General features: G+C 46.6%; 11 protein-coding genes and 1 other annotated feature. Of the genes, 9 read left to right on the top strand and 2 right to left on the bottom strand.

The annotated features are described in order from the left end of the window. The first annotated feature begins 22 nt into the window (after positions 1-22). From galE to FFM74_RS08290, 3 genes are all read left to right on the top strand, one after another. Complete coding sequence (gene galE / locus FFM74_RS08300) at positions 23-1,027, top strand: UDP-glucose 4-epimerase GalE (protein WP_137626164.1); 1,005 nt, start codon at positions 23-25, stop codon at positions 1,025-1,027. Further along, positions 1,027-2,493 (top strand): UDP-glucose--hexose-1-phosphate uridylyltransferase, encoded by a 1,467-nt coding sequence (locus FFM74_RS08295; protein ID WP_137626163.1) that lies wholly within the window; start codon positions 1,027-1,029, stop codon positions 2,491-2,493. The genes galE and FFM74_RS08295 overlap by 1 nt, the downstream gene beginning before the upstream one ends. A 69-nt stretch (positions 2,494-2,562) precedes the next feature. Beyond that, complete coding sequence (locus tag FFM74_RS08290; RefSeq protein ID WP_137626162.1) at positions 2,563-3,558, top strand: LacI family DNA-binding transcriptional regulator; 996 nt, start codon at positions 2,563-2,565, stop codon at positions 3,556-3,558. Between the two features lie 93 nt (positions 3,559-3,651). Here FFM74_RS08290 and brnQ read toward each other — a convergent pair whose 3' ends face one another. After that, positions 3,652-5,037 carry a branched-chain amino acid transport system II carrier protein gene (brnQ, locus tag FFM74_RS08285; RefSeq protein WP_137626161.1) on the bottom strand — a complete coding sequence of 462 codons (1,386 nt, stop codon included), beginning with the start codon at positions 5,035-5,037 and terminating at the stop codon, positions 3,652-3,654. A gap of 66 nt (positions 5,038-5,103) precedes the next feature. Beyond that, positions 5,104-5,361, bottom strand: a binding site (T-box leader). 143 nt (positions 5,362-5,504) lie between these two features. On the opposite strand from brnQ, the gene FFM74_RS08280 reads away from it, so the two are divergent. Continuing rightward, positions 5,505-7,235, top strand: coding sequence for an ABC1 kinase family protein (locus tag FFM74_RS08280; RefSeq protein ID WP_137626160.1), 1,731 nt, complete (start codon positions 5,505-5,507; stop codon positions 7,233-7,235). 69 nt (positions 7,236-7,304) lie between these two features. Here FFM74_RS08280 and FFM74_RS08275 read toward each other — a convergent pair whose 3' ends face one another. Further along, positions 7,305-7,955 carry an MIP/aquaporin family protein gene (locus FFM74_RS08275; protein WP_137626159.1) on the bottom strand — a complete coding sequence of 217 codons (651 nt, stop codon included), beginning with the start codon at positions 7,953-7,955 and terminating at the stop codon, positions 7,305-7,307. Between the two features lie 395 nt (positions 7,956-8,350). On the opposite strand from FFM74_RS08275, the gene FFM74_RS08270 reads away from it, so the two are divergent. From FFM74_RS08270 to FFM74_RS08250, 5 genes are read left to right on the top strand one after another with little or no spacing between them, the layout of a single operon-like run. After that, a complete protein-coding gene (locus tag FFM74_RS08270; protein WP_137626158.1) occupies positions 8,351-9,469 on the top strand; it encodes an exonuclease SbcCD subunit D in 1,119 nt (372 codons plus the stop codon). A 5-nt stretch (positions 9,470-9,474) separates the two neighbouring features. Continuing rightward, positions 9,475-12,609 (top strand): AAA family ATPase, encoded by a 3,135-nt coding sequence (locus FFM74_RS08265; RefSeq protein ID WP_137626157.1) that lies wholly within the window; start codon positions 9,475-9,477, stop codon positions 12,607-12,609. 40 nt (positions 12,610-12,649) lie between these two features. Continuing rightward, positions 12,650-13,843: an ATP-binding protein gene (locus FFM74_RS08260; RefSeq protein WP_137626156.1), complete on the top strand. Its 1,194-nt coding sequence runs from the start codon at positions 12,650-12,652 to the stop codon at positions 13,841-13,843. Between the two features lie 15 nt (positions 13,844-13,858). Beyond that, positions 13,859-15,202: a vWA domain-containing protein gene (locus FFM74_RS08255; RefSeq protein ID WP_137626155.1), complete on the top strand. Its 1,344-nt coding sequence runs from the start codon at positions 13,859-13,861 to the stop codon at positions 15,200-15,202. Then, positions 15,195-15,494 carry a hypothetical protein gene (locus FFM74_RS08250; protein ID WP_137626154.1) on the top strand — a complete coding sequence of 100 codons (300 nt, stop codon included), beginning with the start codon at positions 15,195-15,197 and terminating at the stop codon, positions 15,492-15,494. The genes FFM74_RS08255 and FFM74_RS08250 overlap by 8 nt, the downstream gene beginning before the upstream one ends. Positions 15,495-15,536 lie beyond the last annotated feature (42 nt).

The following is a 15,536-nucleotide window of genomic DNA, read 5'->3' as shown; positions in this document are numbered from 1 at the left end:
TTAACACTAGGAGGTTATGAACATGGCAGTTTTAGTTTTAGGTGGGGCTGGTTATATTGGTTCCCATGCGGTTGATCGGTTGATTGCCAAAGGGGTTGACGTTGCGGTGGTTGATAACTTGATTACAGGACATCGTGCAGCGGTTAACTCACGGGCACGGTTTTATGAAGGTGATGTGCGCGATACCGACTTTATGAACGGTGTTTTTGACCAAGAAACCGTCGACGGCGTCATGCATTTTGCGGCCTTTTCGGTGGTGCCAGAATCAATGGAAAAGCCACTCAAATATTTTGATAATAATACGACTGGCATGGTCAAATTACTCGAAGTCATGCAAAAACATGATGTTAAGCGGATTGTTTTTTCTTCAACAGCGGCAACTTATGGTGAGCCAAAACAAGTGCCGATTAAGGAAACTGATCCACAAGTGCCGACGAATCCTTATGGTGAAAGTAAATTAGCCATGGAAAAAATCATGCACTGGTCAGATGTCGCATACGGCATTAAGTTTGTGGCGCTACGCTACTTTAACGTGGCGGGCGCGAAACCTGATGGGAGTATTGGTGAAGATCACCATCCCGAGACGCATTTGGTCCCAATTATTTTACAAGTGGCTGCTGGTGAACGTGAGCAATTACAAATTTTTGGCGGTGATTATCCAACGCCTGATGGTACCAATGTTCGCGACTATGTCCATGTCGTTGATTTGGCAGATGCCCACATCTTGGCCCTAGAATATTTGCAGCAAGGTCATGATAGCAATGCCTTTAATCTTGGTTCTTCAACGGGTTTTTCAAATAAGCAAATGTTGGATGCCGCCCGAGTAGTCACTGGCAAGCCGATTCCAGCAGTGATGGCACCACGCCGGGCGGGTGATCCTAGCACATTGATTGCCGCTAGCGATAAAGCGCGGCACATTTTGGGCTGGCAGCCACAATATGACGATGTCAAAGAAATTATTAAGACGGCCTGGAACTGGAAACAGCAGCATCCCGCCGGCTATGATGATCGAGGAGGCCAAGCTTAATGACAACGGTTGATCGATTTGTGGCGGCTGTCATTGCGTCACCATCACCATATACCGAATTAGATCAAATTTATGTCCACAATCGGATCTTGGCACTCGTTGGCGAGGCTGATCCGGTTGAAGCGCCGGATGATCAATTGACTAGTCTGACGGATGCGCTAGTTAAAACGGCGACGCAGAGCGGCAAAATTGACCGAACGCAATCTGATGAGGAAATTTTAGCGGATCAATTAATGGATTTAGTGACACCATTACCGTCAGCCGTAAATCAAACTTTTTGGAACAAATATCAAACGAGTCCGCAAACTGCAACGGCTTATTTTTATCAGTTGAGTCAAGCGAATGACTACATTAAGACGCGCGCGATTGCGAAAAACGTGGTCTTCCCAGCCAAAACTGATTTTGGCGATTTGGAAATTACGATTAATTTATCGAAACCGGAAAAAGACCCTAAGGCCATTGCCGCAGCCAAGGATGCCCCAGAAAATGGCTACCCGCTGTGTCAACTTTGCCTTGAAAATGAAGGCTATTTAGGTCGCTTAGGTTATCCGGCGCGCAGCAATCATCGCGTCATTCGGTTGACTGTCGGCGGCGAAACTTGGGGCTTTCAATATTCACCATATGCGTATTTTAATGAGCACTCGATTTTCTTAGACAAAGTGCATCGGCCAATGGTGATTAATCGCCAGACTTTTAGTAATTTGATTGAAATTGTGACCCAATTTCCACATTATTTTGTTGGGAGTAACGCTGATTTGCCGATTGTTGGCGGCTCCATGTTGACCCACGAACACTATCAAGGTGGTCGGCATGTCTTTCCAATGATGAAAGCACCGATTGACCGTCAGATTGACTTAGGCATTGCTGGGGTCGAAGCCGGGATCGTTAAATGGCCGATGTCCACGATTCGCTTGCTGAGTTCGGACACTGACGCGTTAATCGCGGCGGCAACTAAAATTCATCAATGCTGGATGCATTATTCTGATGAACAAGTTGACGTTCGGGCCTATACCGATGATGTTCGGCATCACACGACGACTCCGATTGTGCGCAAGGTCGGCGATCAGTTTGTGATGGATTTAGTCTTGCGAGATAATCAGACTTCCGCGCAATATCCAGACGGCATTTTTCATCCGCATCAGGACGTTCAACATATTAAGAAAGAAAATATTGGGTTGATTGAAGTGATGGGCCGCGCAATTTTGCCAGCTCGGCTGAAACCCGAGCTACATGAGGTTGCAAATTATGTTTTAGGTCGTCATAATCAGATGGTAGCCATGCATCAACCATGGGCAGACGCGTTGAAGGCCAAGTATGACTTTAATGAAAGTAACGTCACCGAGATTATTGACCGTGAAGTTGGTCAAGTCTTTGCTCGCGTGCTCGCGGATGCTGGCGTGTTTAAATGGGATGCAGCTGGCGAGGCAGCGTTTGATCGCTTTGTCACGGCAGTTAAAGCGGTTTAAGAGAGAATCGTGAATTGGTTTAAAACGTTGCGTCATTGGGCGTGATGATATAAATTAGGAGGCCATTGCATGGCGGCGACATTAAAAGATATTGCAAAAGAGGTCGGCGTTTCGCTGGCAACCGTATCCCGGGTTTTAAACCATGATCGGTCACTTTCTGTTGGTGATGACACCCGACGCCGGATTATTGAAGTGGCGGATCAGTTACAGTATTCGAAAAGTAAACGACATCCGACGCCGGTTGCGCGCAAAAAATTGGCGATTGTTCAGTGGTACTCAGAATCTGAAGAACAGGATGATTTGTATTACATGTCGATTCGGATGGGAATTGAGCAACGTGGTCAGCAACATCAATTTGAAGTTACCCGGATTTTTCAGAGTAATATGCACAAGCTAGAGACGGACGTTGACGCGATTATCGCGATTGGTAAATTTAGTCCAAAACAAGTTTTTAGCATGGCAACCGTGACTGATAATTTAGTCTTTGTTGACGATGACCAGTTTGACGCCGGTTTTGACAGTGTGGTCACCGATTTTAGTTTAGCCACAGCCAAGGTGGTTGATTATTTCTGGAATCGTGGCATCCAACAAATTGGCTTCATTCATGGGAGTGAAATGACGACCGATCACGAGTTGGAAGTGGTTGACCGGCGAATGCTGAGCTTTCGGACAGCAATGGCACGGCATCACGCTTTTAATCCTAAATTTGTCTTCAAAGGAGACTATACGAGTCAATCTGGTTTCTTGATGATGAAAAAAGCGATTGAGGACTTGGGCGATCAGTTACCCCATGCTTTCTTCATTGCCAATGATCCCATGGCTGCCGGCGCGTTAAAAGCGTTGCAGTCAGCCGACATTAAGGTGCCTGATCGAGTCAAATTATTCAGCTTTAATAATACCTCGCTCGCCACTTTCGTTTATCCGGAATTGAGTTCTGTTAATGTGAATACGGAACTGATGGGCGCGACGGCGGTTGATCTGATCGTTAGCCGCTTAGATGGCCGGCAAACGCCACAACGCGTGGAGTTAGGGACAAGCCTGATTGAACGTGATAGTACGAAATAACAAAAACTACCTTGAGTTTGAAGGTAGTTTTTTTGACTCATTAAATTTAAGCTGATCAGGCAACAGAATACGGAAATTAAGGTCGCTCACAGCCTAGTTATGTTCACTCGCGCTGACGGTCGGCTTGCTGTGTTGCAACATGAGATAATGCAACGTCCCAAACACCGCACCAACTAGCGCTGGCACGAGCCAATCCATGCCACTTGCAGCCAAAGGCATAAACGATTGCACGTGGGCCATTGCCCGGCCTAAGGCACTTTGGCTGACGGCTGCTGGGAAGGCTGCCATCATATCGAATAGCGCCGGGACAACCGTGAAAACAACGACCCAACGGTAAACGACGGCTGCTTTGTGGAATAACGGCGACAAGATTGATAAGAAGATCAACGCCATGGCTAATGGGTAGAGAAACATGAGAACTGGGGTTGACCAAGCAATGATCTGGTTTAAGCCAACATTCGCCGTCAAAAATGACGCCAAACAGGTGAGCCGCAACCAGCCTTTATAACTTAAAAAGCTAAAATGTTTATGGAAATCTTGCGCAAAAGCCGCAACTAGGCCAATCGCAGTCGTCAAACAAGTCGTAATGATTAACACAGCCAAGACAGCCTGACCGAAAGCGCCCATGTAGTGATTAACAATTTGGTTGAAGGCGACCCCGCCGTTGTCAGACAGCTTGAATAGGCCTAATGATTGGGAACCTAGCAGGATGAGTAGGACATAGATGACGCCTTCAAAGCTCATGGAAAATAGGCCGGCACGGGCGGTTACCCAAGCAGCTTTGTTAGGATCGGTCTGTCCCATAAAGTTGACGGCAGTCACGATGGTGACCCCTAAAGCCAGGCCAGCTAAGGCGTCCATCGTGTTGTAGCCTTGTAGGAAGCCGTTGGTAAAGCCAGCAGTTTGGTAAGCCGCGGTCGCAGCAGTGTTGCCGGCGCTAGCTAAGGGACTACTGAACGCAACAAAGAAAATCACGACCAATAGTAGCAGAAATAAGGGGTTTAAAAGTTTCCCAACGCGAGCCATGATCTTGTGTTGTTCCAACGAGAGATAATAGGCTAAGCCGAAGAAAGCCGCGGAAAAAACTAATAAGGCTAAGGTTTGATATCGTGCGGAAAAGAAAGGCGCAAGCCCAACGGTAAATGAAACCGTCGCAGTCCGTGGGGTGCCGAAGAACGGTCCGATAGTAAAGTGGATCAGGACCATGAAAACAATTGCAAATGTTGCGCCCAGCGGCTTACCAATATCGTAGACCCCTTTGGATTTAGTGACACAGACGGCTAAAACAGAAAGTAATGGCAGCAAAACGGCAGTTACTAGGAATCCTAAAGCAGCCACACCCCAATGGCTACCAGCTAGTTGCCCGAGATGTAACGGGAAAATGAGGTTGCCGGCGCCGAAGAAAAGTGCAAAAATCATTGAACTAAGGGTCAGGTAGTCACGTTTGGTTAAGTTTCGTTTTTGGATTTTATTTAGCATAAAAAGACTCCTTAATTTTTGTCGGTTAAACAAAAAACGTCCTTGCTGTCTGAGAAAACTCTCAGAAACAAGGACGTTTAAAACGCGTTACCACCTTAGTTTTGCGATAGTATTACTACCATCACCTTCAAAGGTACGGCAAGTGACCGGTCACCTGCGATACCTAGGCTCGATAATGGGAGCACCCAACAGCAACTAGGTAATATCCCATCGTCACTGCCGCTCAAAACTGATTTTCGGTGATTACGCGGTTGTGCCATTTCACCAAACCGGCACTCTCTAAGAACTGCGGTAATCACGTACTGTGTTTTTCAACGCGTTTGTTAACCGTTTTTTAATGTGCCTATAATTTACAACCGTTTTGAGTCACTGTCAACCTTTTTCTGAAAAAGGTCATTCAGTTAGTGCGAATTGGGCGCGAAAGATGGATAATAGAGTTAAATTAGATTAGTGAAGGAGGGGTGCAAATGACTGAGGAACCAATTCCTAAGTGGCAAGCCAATCAAAATCGCCATACGCGTTTTCGAACGATTGTTGCCGTTTTACGTAAATATAATGTGCTGAGTAACTTGACACGTCAAAAGCATCCCGGACAAGTGCGAGCAGCCTTTGAAGAGCTGGGCCCGACCTTTATTAAAGTTGGTCAGATCTTATCTTCACGAACGGATATTGTTAAGCCCGAGTTTGCCAATGAATTCAAGAAACTGCAAGATAATGTTCATTCGGATGACTTTTCGATTGTCAAGAAGACGATCGAAACGCAGACTGGTAAGCAAATGAGTGCTATGTTTGCGAGCTTTGATGAGACGCCATTTGCGTCAGCATCTATGGGGCAGACGCATCATGCGACCTTGTTAAATGGGCAAAAAGTCGTGGTTAAAGTTCAGCATCCAGGCATTGACGCGGAGGTTGCTTTAGATATTTCATTATTTGAACGCGCCTTACCGCTCCTTCGGTATATTCCGGACTCATCCGTCATTGATCTCCGGGAAATGGTTGCGGAAATTAAGCAATCGCTATTTAACGAACTCGATACGAGTATTGAGGTTCGTAATGGGACTCGGTTTTATGAGCTGAATAATCAAGCTGATATTATCCGGGTACCGCGGGTGTATGCGAAATACAGCACGCAAAAAGTTTTGGTTAATCAGTATATGGCCGGCACGAGTATTCAACATTTTATGGCGAAAATCGCCAAGGCCGACGAACTGAATGATCATCAGTACGATGAAGAACGTCAGTATTTGGCACACGTGCTGGTCACCAACTTCTTAAAACAAGTTTTTGAAGATGGCTTCTTCCACGCTGATCCACATCCGGGCAATATTTTGTTACGAGAACTGAAAAAGGGTGATATTGGGTATAACGATTCCGTAGCGAAATCTGGCCGAATCATTGGTAAACGGCAATTACCACCATATCGTTTGGTCTATTTAGACTTCGGTATGATGGGATCAATTAGTCCCAACTTAATGGATGGGATTGCGAATGTCGTCATTGCGGTCACGACTGAGAATACGCGGCAAGTCGGAAAGGCCATTTTAGCAATTTCGAATCGAACGGGTGAAGTTGACGAAGAGGCATTCTTTAGTGAACTGGCGCCATTCTTAGGCCAGTATTATAATTCGGGATTAGGTGAAATCGACTTTCAGGGCCTCGTCTTTGAAATGGTCAAGGTTTGTCGTAGCAATAATATTCAAGTCAATCCAGAAGTGACTTTGCTTGGCAAAGCCTTTGGGACGATTGAGGGAATCGTAGAAACCCTTGATCCAAATTTATCCATGATGGATGTGGCGCGGCCGTTCGCACGGCAATATATGCGTGAACATTTAAACTTGCGTAATGAACTTGAAGATGGGCTATTGGCTACGGCTCAGAGTTTACGAGATGCGCCGAAGTTACCCTCGCGATTATTGTCAGCGCTAGATACTTTTGAAAACGGTCAGACACGGGTCAACATCGTCTTTTCACACCGCAAGATGTTTATTGATCGGATTGATACCATGGTTAATAAGGTCGTCTTGGCCGTTATCTTGGCGGCGTTAATTGTGGGATCATCATTATTAGTTCAAAGCCATTCAGATAACAATTGGATTACTTATATTGGGATATTCGGGTACGTCACCGCGGTGGTCGTGATCATCGGTTTGGTGATTGGCACGCTACATTCTTGGTATCGACATTGGCGACAAAAATAGCCACAAGCAAAAAATCGGATCATCAAGGCCAAGCTGGCTTGATGATCCGATTTGAGTTTAGTGTCTAAACTAGTCTTCACTACCCATAACACGGGCACAGTAGGCGGCTAAAATGGCGCCTACTTCTGGGGCCAAAATGTAGACCCATAAGTGTGATAGGGCGGTGCCACCGGCAAAAATTGCTGGTCCGATTGAACGGGCTGGGTTCAATGACCCACCGGTTAAGTTCAAGGCAACAATAATCAAGAAAGCTAATGTGACCCCGATAGTGATACCTGCAAAGTCGCCGTTGCCATGTTCGGCACTGGTGACGTTTAAGATAACCATCAAGAATAAGAATGTAATGAGGGCTTCAACAAAGAAAGCCATCCCAGCATTGATTTTGGTGAAGTCAGTTTGACCTAATGCCCCAGTGGACAAGCCTAGTGCACTAACAAAACTCCGAATGGCCGCTGAAGCCACGATAGCACCCAAGATTTGACTCACGATGTACCATAAGGCGTCCATCGCGTCGATTCGACGGTTAATTAACATGGCGGTCGTCACTGCAGGGTTAAAATGTCCTCCAGAAATGCCCCCGAAAGCATAAGCTGAAACGGTAATGGCAAGCCCAAAAGCCAAACCAATCGTTAAAGTGTCGCCTTTCGCAACCACAACTGCACCAGTCCCGAGAAAGACCAACATGAATGTGCCGAAAAATTCGGCTAAATATTTGCGCATGAAAAGTCACGCTCCCTTTTTTAAAATAATTGCTAACTTGCTCTTATTTTACAATATTTCTTTGCGAGTCGCTCGCGTGAGCTTTGGAATATGACGATTTTTGGTAGTCTGAATACAAAATAATCATTACGATTGTAATCGGTTACTTTGTCGCTGAAATGGGAAAACGTCGTAATCTTAAAAGTGTTCCGAAATCTGAGAATAAATTATTTTATATCGGGATGCTAGCGGCTGGTTGCAGTTAGTGTTTGTTGAACTAACAAAGACTACTCAATTAAAATTAGAACATATGTTCCCTTATTTTTGTGGCTGTGATATCATTAGACATGGCCATTAATCCGTGCCATGATAAGGATAATTTAACGTCATAATTAGTGACTTTTAGGAGGGCTAAGATGCGCTTTTTACATACTGCCGATTGGCATATTGGTAAAAAATTACACGGTTTTGATTTAACTGCGGAACAGGATTTCGCCTATGAACAGATTCGTCAGTTAGCGATTGATGAAAAGGTTGATGCAGTCGTGATCGCCGGGGATTTATACGATCGCGCCATTCCGACCGAAAAATCTGTCACCCAATTAGATGATATGTTGATTGATTTGAATTTAAAGCAACATTTTCCCATTTTGGCAATTAGTGGTAATCATGATAGTGCCACCCGGTTACGGACGGGAAGTCGCTGGTTTCAAGCAACCAACTACTATTTAAATACAAAATTAAGTCAGGCATTGACGCCGATTGAATTCGATGACACACAATTTTTCTTACTACCTTATTTTGAACCATTTGAAGCCCGTCAATATTTTGAGGATGACAGTATTCGAACTGCCGAGGCGGGCATGATTAAATTGGTCGCGGCGATGCAGGAAAAGTTTGATCCTGCGAAGAAGCATGTCTTAGTGGCGCACTTTTTTGCTGCGGGTAGTGAACATGTTGATTCAGAAACACAGGTTACAGTTGGCGGATTGAATGCGATTCCGGTTGATTTACTGGTGCCCTTTGATTACGTGGCACTCGGGCATTTACATGGGAAGGATGCGTTACATGCTGCCCGTGTCCGATACAGTGGCTCGCCGGTTAAATTCTCAGTTTCAGAGGCGACCCAGCAAAAAGGCGTTTGGATTGTCGACACTGAGCCGTTTAAGCTGACGTTTAAACCCTTGACACCGCAACGAGATGTGCGGGTGCTCAAGGCTGATTTTGCCACTTTGACGGCGCCAGAATTTTACAGTCAACAACAACAAGATGATTATTTGGCGATTCGTTTGACCGACAAGCGCGTCATCCCGAATGTGATGCAGGCCTTGCGAGAAATCTATCCGAATATTATCGAGCTGGAACGGGCTGATGGTCCTGTCGAGACTGATGGGGCGGTGGCACAGATTGATCCAACCCTTGACCCAATGACGTTGATGACAAAATTCTTTGAACAAACCACCGATAGTGAGATGACTCCCCAGCAACAAGCCTGGGCGGAACAGACACTCACTACGGCCAATAAGGAGGCGTAGCCCACATGCGACCATTAACGATAACGCTTAATTTTTTTGGCCCATTTCGTCATCAGACGATTGATTTTACAAAGTTTAATGACTTTCCGGTCTTCCTGATTAGTGGGAAAACTGGTGCGGGTAAAACAACCATTTTTGACGCGATGTGTTTTGCACTATTTGGTGGCACCTCGGGTGGTGATCGCCAGGTGAAGCAAATGCGCTCTGACTTCGCGACGGTCGATGATGAGACCGAGGTGACGTTTAAGTTTGAGCATCAAGGTCAAACTGTGCGAATTGTCCGCTCACCAGAACAAGAAGTTGCTAAAAAGCGTGGTAGCGGGACGCATCTTCAAACCGCGGCAGTGACATTGACGGTCTTCGATTCAACTGGTCAAGAAGTCTCCGAACTGACAAAAGTAAACGCCGTTCAATCATATATTCACGAGTTGCTACAATTAACACGTGAACAATTTTCGCAAATTGTGCTGTTACCCCAAGGCCAATTTCGGCAATTTTTGATGGCGAATAGTGATGATAAGGAAAAAGTGCTTCGTGATATTTTTGGCACTAGTCTATACCGAAATTGGGCCGATGAGTTGCGGCGCCAATTGAAACAGCAACAACAAGCGAATGCGCAAGCTACACAAACGCTGCAAACGTATCAACAACAGCTGACCTGGGATGAGCAAGCTACGGAAGAGGTTGAAAAATTAGCCCCACAAGCCGCCGTCGAGCAACAATTGATCGAACAAGCGGCTCAAAAGGTCCAGCGAACAGCCTTGAAAACGACGCTAGATGCTGCCAAAGCTGATTTGGCGCAAGCCCGCGCCGCGCAACAAGCTGGTCAGGTGTTACAGCAAAATCATGATCAGTTGGCGAAATTACTGGTCGCACAAGCCGAACTGACGAAACAAGCCCCAACCATGAAAGCACAACGTGAAAAGGTTAAAACACTAGAATGGGGTCAAAGTCTTGCGACAGCCGCACAGCAACTGAAAAGCGCTGAAACTCAGGTCAAGACCGAAACCGCTGAGCAAGGCCAATTAAATCAGCGGCAGCTGGCATTAAAGACAAAGCAAACAGCCGCGACAGCATTGGTTGCCAAGCTGGCCACTGAACAACCTGCGGCCAAACAGCGACAAGCCAAGATTACAACACTGATTAGCCAACGGGTGCTTTATGAACAGGTCTCACAAATGGTGCAGGCCTTAAGTCAGGCTGAACAGACACAAACGTTGGCGCAGCAAGCAAAACAAACAACAGCAGCAACGCTTGAAAAGTTAACGACGGAACAAACGAAATTAGAACCAATTGGGGCACAATTAACGGAATTAATGTCGCAAGCGGCAACGCTGACGACACAACAACGAGATTTAGCCGACCAGCAACAACAATTGCTGGCGGTTAAGCAACAACAACGGGTTGTCGACCAAGCACAGCAAGCACTAGCACAACAAAAACAACTCGTGACGACGCAACAAGCAGTGGTCACTGAAAAGGAACAAGCTTATCAAAGACTGGACAGTGCTTGGGCCAGCGAACAGATTGCGTTGCTGAGTCAACGGTTATTACCAAACCAACCTTGTCCAGTTTGTGGGGCAAGGACTCATCCAAACCCAGCGCCAACGGATACGATTACGATCACCGAAGCCGATCTAAAAAGCGCGCAAGCATTGAGTGTCAAAGCCAACAAACAACTCGCCGCGGCCCAAAGTCAATGTGATAATTTGCAAAAGACGCTGACGGTGGCACAAGAACAGTTTGCAACCTTGCTGACGGCGTTACAAGCGGCAGTCCAGGAATTGGTCGCTGGACAACCGACGTTGGTCGTCATTGAAACCGCGTTGCAACAAGCCCAACAGGCAGTTGCCTTGCAAGTCCAAGCTAATCTAACACAAACTAGCCAAGCTAAACAAGCGCAGCAACGCTTGCAACAACTTAAAGAACAATTGGTGACAGTTAATAGTCAACAACAGCAGCAGGCTGAGGCGGTTACGACCGCCAGTAATGCGGTTTTACAGGTCCAAACACAGTTGGCGGATCGGCAAAAGCAACTATCGTCAGATTACCCAACTTTAGCGGCGTTGGATGCGTATCTTGAACAGTTAAAAGCAGTCCAAGTTGATTATGAAACAGCGGTTAAACAGGCAGACCAAGTGATGGATCAGTTAAATGATCAATTGTCGGCGGTGACTGCCCAGCTCGCAACTACGGCCCAACATTTGACTGCTGCTCAAACGAACGTGACTGCAACAACGGCGAAGTTAACCGCAGCGATGACGACAGTTTGGGGCGCAGCTGACTTTGGCCGGTTGGCCCAGTTATTGGCTGAGTTGCCGGAGCTGACAAGGTTACGACAGGCAATCAGTGACTACGACCAGCAGCGTTCAACATTAGAAGGTCAATTAACGACGGTAAAACAGGCCATTAATACCCAACCGGCACCTAATTTGTCGGACTTGGCTGAGCAGGTGCAAACAACGCAAGCCGCAGAGCAAGTTGTGGAACAACGTTACTATGAATTGGATCGACAACTACGTGCCAACCAAACGTTGGTTAAAAAGATGCAAACTACCCTGGCGGCAGTGCAAGCGCAGCAGACGCAACTGGCCGAAATATCGCAGTTATCACAAGTCGCAAATGGGAACGGGTCACAGAAACTGAGCCTAGAGCGCTTTGTCCTCCAGACTTATTTGAAAAAGGTCTTGCAGCGGGGTAACCAGCGACTGCAACAATTAACGCGTGGTCGTTATCAATTCAAACTGGATACTGCTTATGGCACTTATCGAAATGGGACTGGTTTGGAAATTAATATTTATGATGATAACGCGGGTAAAGTCCGCAGTGTTCACACGTTATCCGGTGGTGAAAGCTTTGTGGCGGCCTTGTCTCTAGCGTTGGCATTGGCATCGGTCATTCAAGAACAAGCTGGTGGTATCAAAATTGATGCGTTATTTATTGATGAAGGTTTCGGATCTTTAGATGAAGAAGCTTTGGAAATGGCGATGGAAACCTTGCAACAGGTTGAAGGGCAATCGCGGATGATTGGGATTATTAGCCATGTGACAGAATTGGAGAGTCAGCTGCCAGCCCAGTTACAAGTGATTCCAGAGGGCAATGGTGAAAGCCGCGTGACTTATCAGTTGGCTTTTAGTTAGCCGTTTCACGTGAAACAATGATGAAAATGGGGGTTAAGCAATGGCATTATCATATCAAGGCTTATTGACGGCAGTGCCGGTTATTTTAAAAGCAGGTAATGTTCCCAATATTGTTGGTGAAGCCGGTATTGGCAAATCAGCGTTGGTGAGTGAAGTGGCGCAAAAGTTGCACGCCAAGTTATTTACAACGGTCGTCAGTTTGTCGGAAAAGGGTGATTTAGCCATCCCGGTACCGCCACTGACCAGTGAGTCTTTTATTCAAACTAAAGCATATGGCCAATTAGCTGACGTTCAATTTGGCTATATGCATACTTTGATCGAAATCATTCAGACGGCCGAGGCTCATCCAGAGCAACCAATTCTGTGGCTTTTGGATGAATTTAATCGTGGCACGCAGGCGGTACAGAGCGAATTAATGAATTTGGTTTTACAGCGAACGATTAATACCTTAAAATTACCGCCACAAGTGCAATTAATTTTGGCCGAGAATCCAGATGCAAGCATGAGTGGGTTTGAGATGAGCACATATGGCGTCGTTGCGGGTGACGCGGCAATTAAAGATCGAACGGTTCGGCTCGTGATGCGAGCGGATGCGGGGGATTGGCTAAAGTGGGCGGCAACGCTGAATTCGGTCACACAGCGACCGAATATTCACCCCTTAGTTCAACAATTTATTGGTGAAGATGTCACGCGATTGAATCAGACAGATGAACAAGCTGACTTGGTTGCCACCCCTCGAGCCTGGGCACGAGTATCAGCAAATTTGTTTGAACTTGAAAAACTGTCTTTAGCGGCGCGTGAACAAGTTGCCTTGGACATCTTTCAAGGTGATGTTGGCCAAACGTTAGGCAGTGTTTTCGAACAATATCTCGAACAGCACGCGACTCATCTCACCCCAGCAATGATCTACGACGCACAGCCGGCTGGGCCAAGCGTGCCAACCGCACAACAAGCACAGTTTCAAGCGATGAGCGAGCCACAAAAAGCTGCCATTTTATTGAGTTGCTTAAGGGTGACAAGCCAGTATCCACTAGTTGATGAGTCAAATGCGGGCCGCTTTTTGCAACTCTTACAGCTGGTCAGCCAAGATGGTCAATTCTCGTTGGTTCAGCAAGTTGGGCAAAATCGTGAGTTGTTAAAACAGCTCTATACGGCGAATGTGGCCCAAACAAAACCGTATGTGACGGCGCTGTATCAGTATTTTCAGCAAGTGGCAAGTTGGTCAAATCAATAGAAATGAGTGGGTCGCATGTTAAATAATGCGGTGGAATATGCGCAGTGGCAACGCGCACTGAATCAGCAATCAACAACACAATTGATTGCCGCCGGACAGACGATGGTCGATCGTGCGGTAATTGAGTTATTAGCGACTGATCAATTTTATGGGGAAGTCTTAACCCGGCTGCCGCGAAAAAGCGTTGCGTTAACAAGCGCTTTTGCCCTAACCTGGCAAGCTAATCGGCTAGTCTTACACTATTCGCCACTGGCGATTGCCCAAACTTTTCCACGGTTTGACAGCTTGCAAGCTGGGTTGAAACACGTTGCCTTGCATGTTATTTGGCAACATCCATTACGGTATCGGCAACAAATCGTTCAGCAGAAGAAATTAGTGACCTTAGCCACGGATTTAGCGGTCAATCAGTATGTCGATGGCCTACCAGCTGGGATGACGGGATTAGCAACGGTTCAGTCAATGGTGTCCGAACCGTTGCCAATCAAGGCAGACTCCGCGATCTATTTGAAGTTGCTGCAACAAGCTAGCACAGCGACAAACCCGTCAAAGCCGGGGCCGCCAGCGCCGACTGACCACGCGAAAAATCGCGATCAACCAAGCACTGGTCAGCGGCCAGCACCGCGACTAATTGACGATCCTAGTAGCTGGCAAACTAATGCTGGTCAGCTGAGTAATCCAAATCTTGCCGCTTCAAGAATTCAACAGCTGACACATGACGCTTGGACACAGACCATGGAAGCGGGACGAGGTTTAGTTGCCGGAAAAGTTGTTGCGAGTTTGAAATTGACACATCAGCCGGCCGCTTTGGACTGGCGACGGCTAATTGTTCGCGGTATTGGTCAACTTCCTAGTGGTAAAAAGCCATCGCGTGCCCGGTTTAATCGCCGGCAACCAACGCGGCTAGAACTGCCCGGTCAAATTAGTGAGACCCGGTTAGATATTCAAGTCTATGTAGATCATTCTGGTTCTATCAGCGATGAGACGTTACAATATTTGTTGAGCCAAGTCGCGACATTAACACAAGCGGTGACCGCAACGATTACGGTCAAAGCGTTTGATGCGATTGTGCAACCTGGTCAAGTTTACGAGGTAAGCCTACCGCAGCAAATTAAGTTTGTACGTCACGGTGGTGGTGGCACTGTGTATCAAGCTGTTTTTGATGATTTGGCCAAATGGCATCGAACAAATCGGACGACATTAGCCTTAATTCTCACGGATGGACGCGGTGAACAGAAAGTTGCAACGCATGGTTTCACGAATGTTATCTGGTTGTTGGCGCAGCCGACAGACCGATTATCGGTACAACCGGTGATTGGTCAAGTTGTGACCTTACGAAAAGGAGATACTGCCAGTGACTGAACAATTAAATCCAACCGACATGCAATCGATGTTGACCCATGACTGGCGATATCAACGTGCATTGGCAGTTCTTAAAGGACAATGGCTACCGATAATTGGTGAGGAAACCCAGCCGTTTCGCCGAATGATCCAACCTGAGGATCTTCAGTTTGCGATCGCCTTACAAGCAACTGGCACTGTCACCGGGCGATTTAAGTTTGATAATTATGCCGGTGTTCAGGCCGTGCAACGCTATTTTGGTAGCCAGCTTAGTACAGCCGCACAACGCTGGTTGGTCCTACCTTACATTTAACAAATTAAGTTATCACGATAGTCTAAAAGAAGACTCACAACC

It is taken from the genome of Lactiplantibacillus pingfangensis (genome assembly GCF_005404945.1).
Lineage (GTDB): Bacteria > Bacillota > Bacilli > Lactobacillales > Lactobacillaceae > Lactiplantibacillus > Lactiplantibacillus pingfangensis.
This window is presented reverse-complemented; position numbering and strand designations above follow the sequence as displayed.

Bases quoted from the DNA above. Each gene is read 5' to 3' on its own strand.
- galE (WP_137626164.1), top strand. From the start codon at position 23: ATGGCAGTTTTAGTTTTAGGTGGGGCTGGTTATATTGGTTCCCATGCG.
- FFM74_RS08295 (WP_137626163.1), top strand. From the start codon at position 1,027: ATGACAACGGTTGATCGATTTGTGGCGGCTGTCATTGCGTCACCATCA.
- FFM74_RS08290 (WP_137626162.1), top strand. From the start codon at position 2,563: ATGGCGGCGACATTAAAAGATATTGCAAAAGAGGTCGGCGTTTCGCTG.
- brnQ (WP_137626161.1), bottom strand. From the start codon at position 5,037: ATGCTAAATAAAATCCAAAAACGAAACTTAACCAAACGTGACTACCTG.
- FFM74_RS08280 (WP_137626160.1), top strand. From the start codon at position 5,505: ATGACTGAGGAACCAATTCCTAAGTGGCAAGCCAATCAAAATCGCCAT.
- FFM74_RS08275 (WP_137626159.1), bottom strand. From the start codon at position 7,955: ATGCGCAAATATTTAGCCGAATTTTTCGGCACATTCATGTTGGTCTTT.
- FFM74_RS08270 (WP_137626158.1), top strand. From the start codon at position 8,351: ATGCGCTTTTTACATACTGCCGATTGGCATATTGGTAAAAAATTACAC.
- FFM74_RS08265 (WP_137626157.1), top strand. From the start codon at position 9,475: ATGCGACCATTAACGATAACGCTTAATTTTTTTGGCCCATTTCGTCAT.
- FFM74_RS08260 (WP_137626156.1), top strand. From the start codon at position 12,650: ATGGCATTATCATATCAAGGCTTATTGACGGCAGTGCCGGTTATTTTA.
- FFM74_RS08255 (WP_137626155.1), top strand. From the start codon at position 13,859: ATGTTAAATAATGCGGTGGAATATGCGCAGTGGCAACGCGCACTGAAT.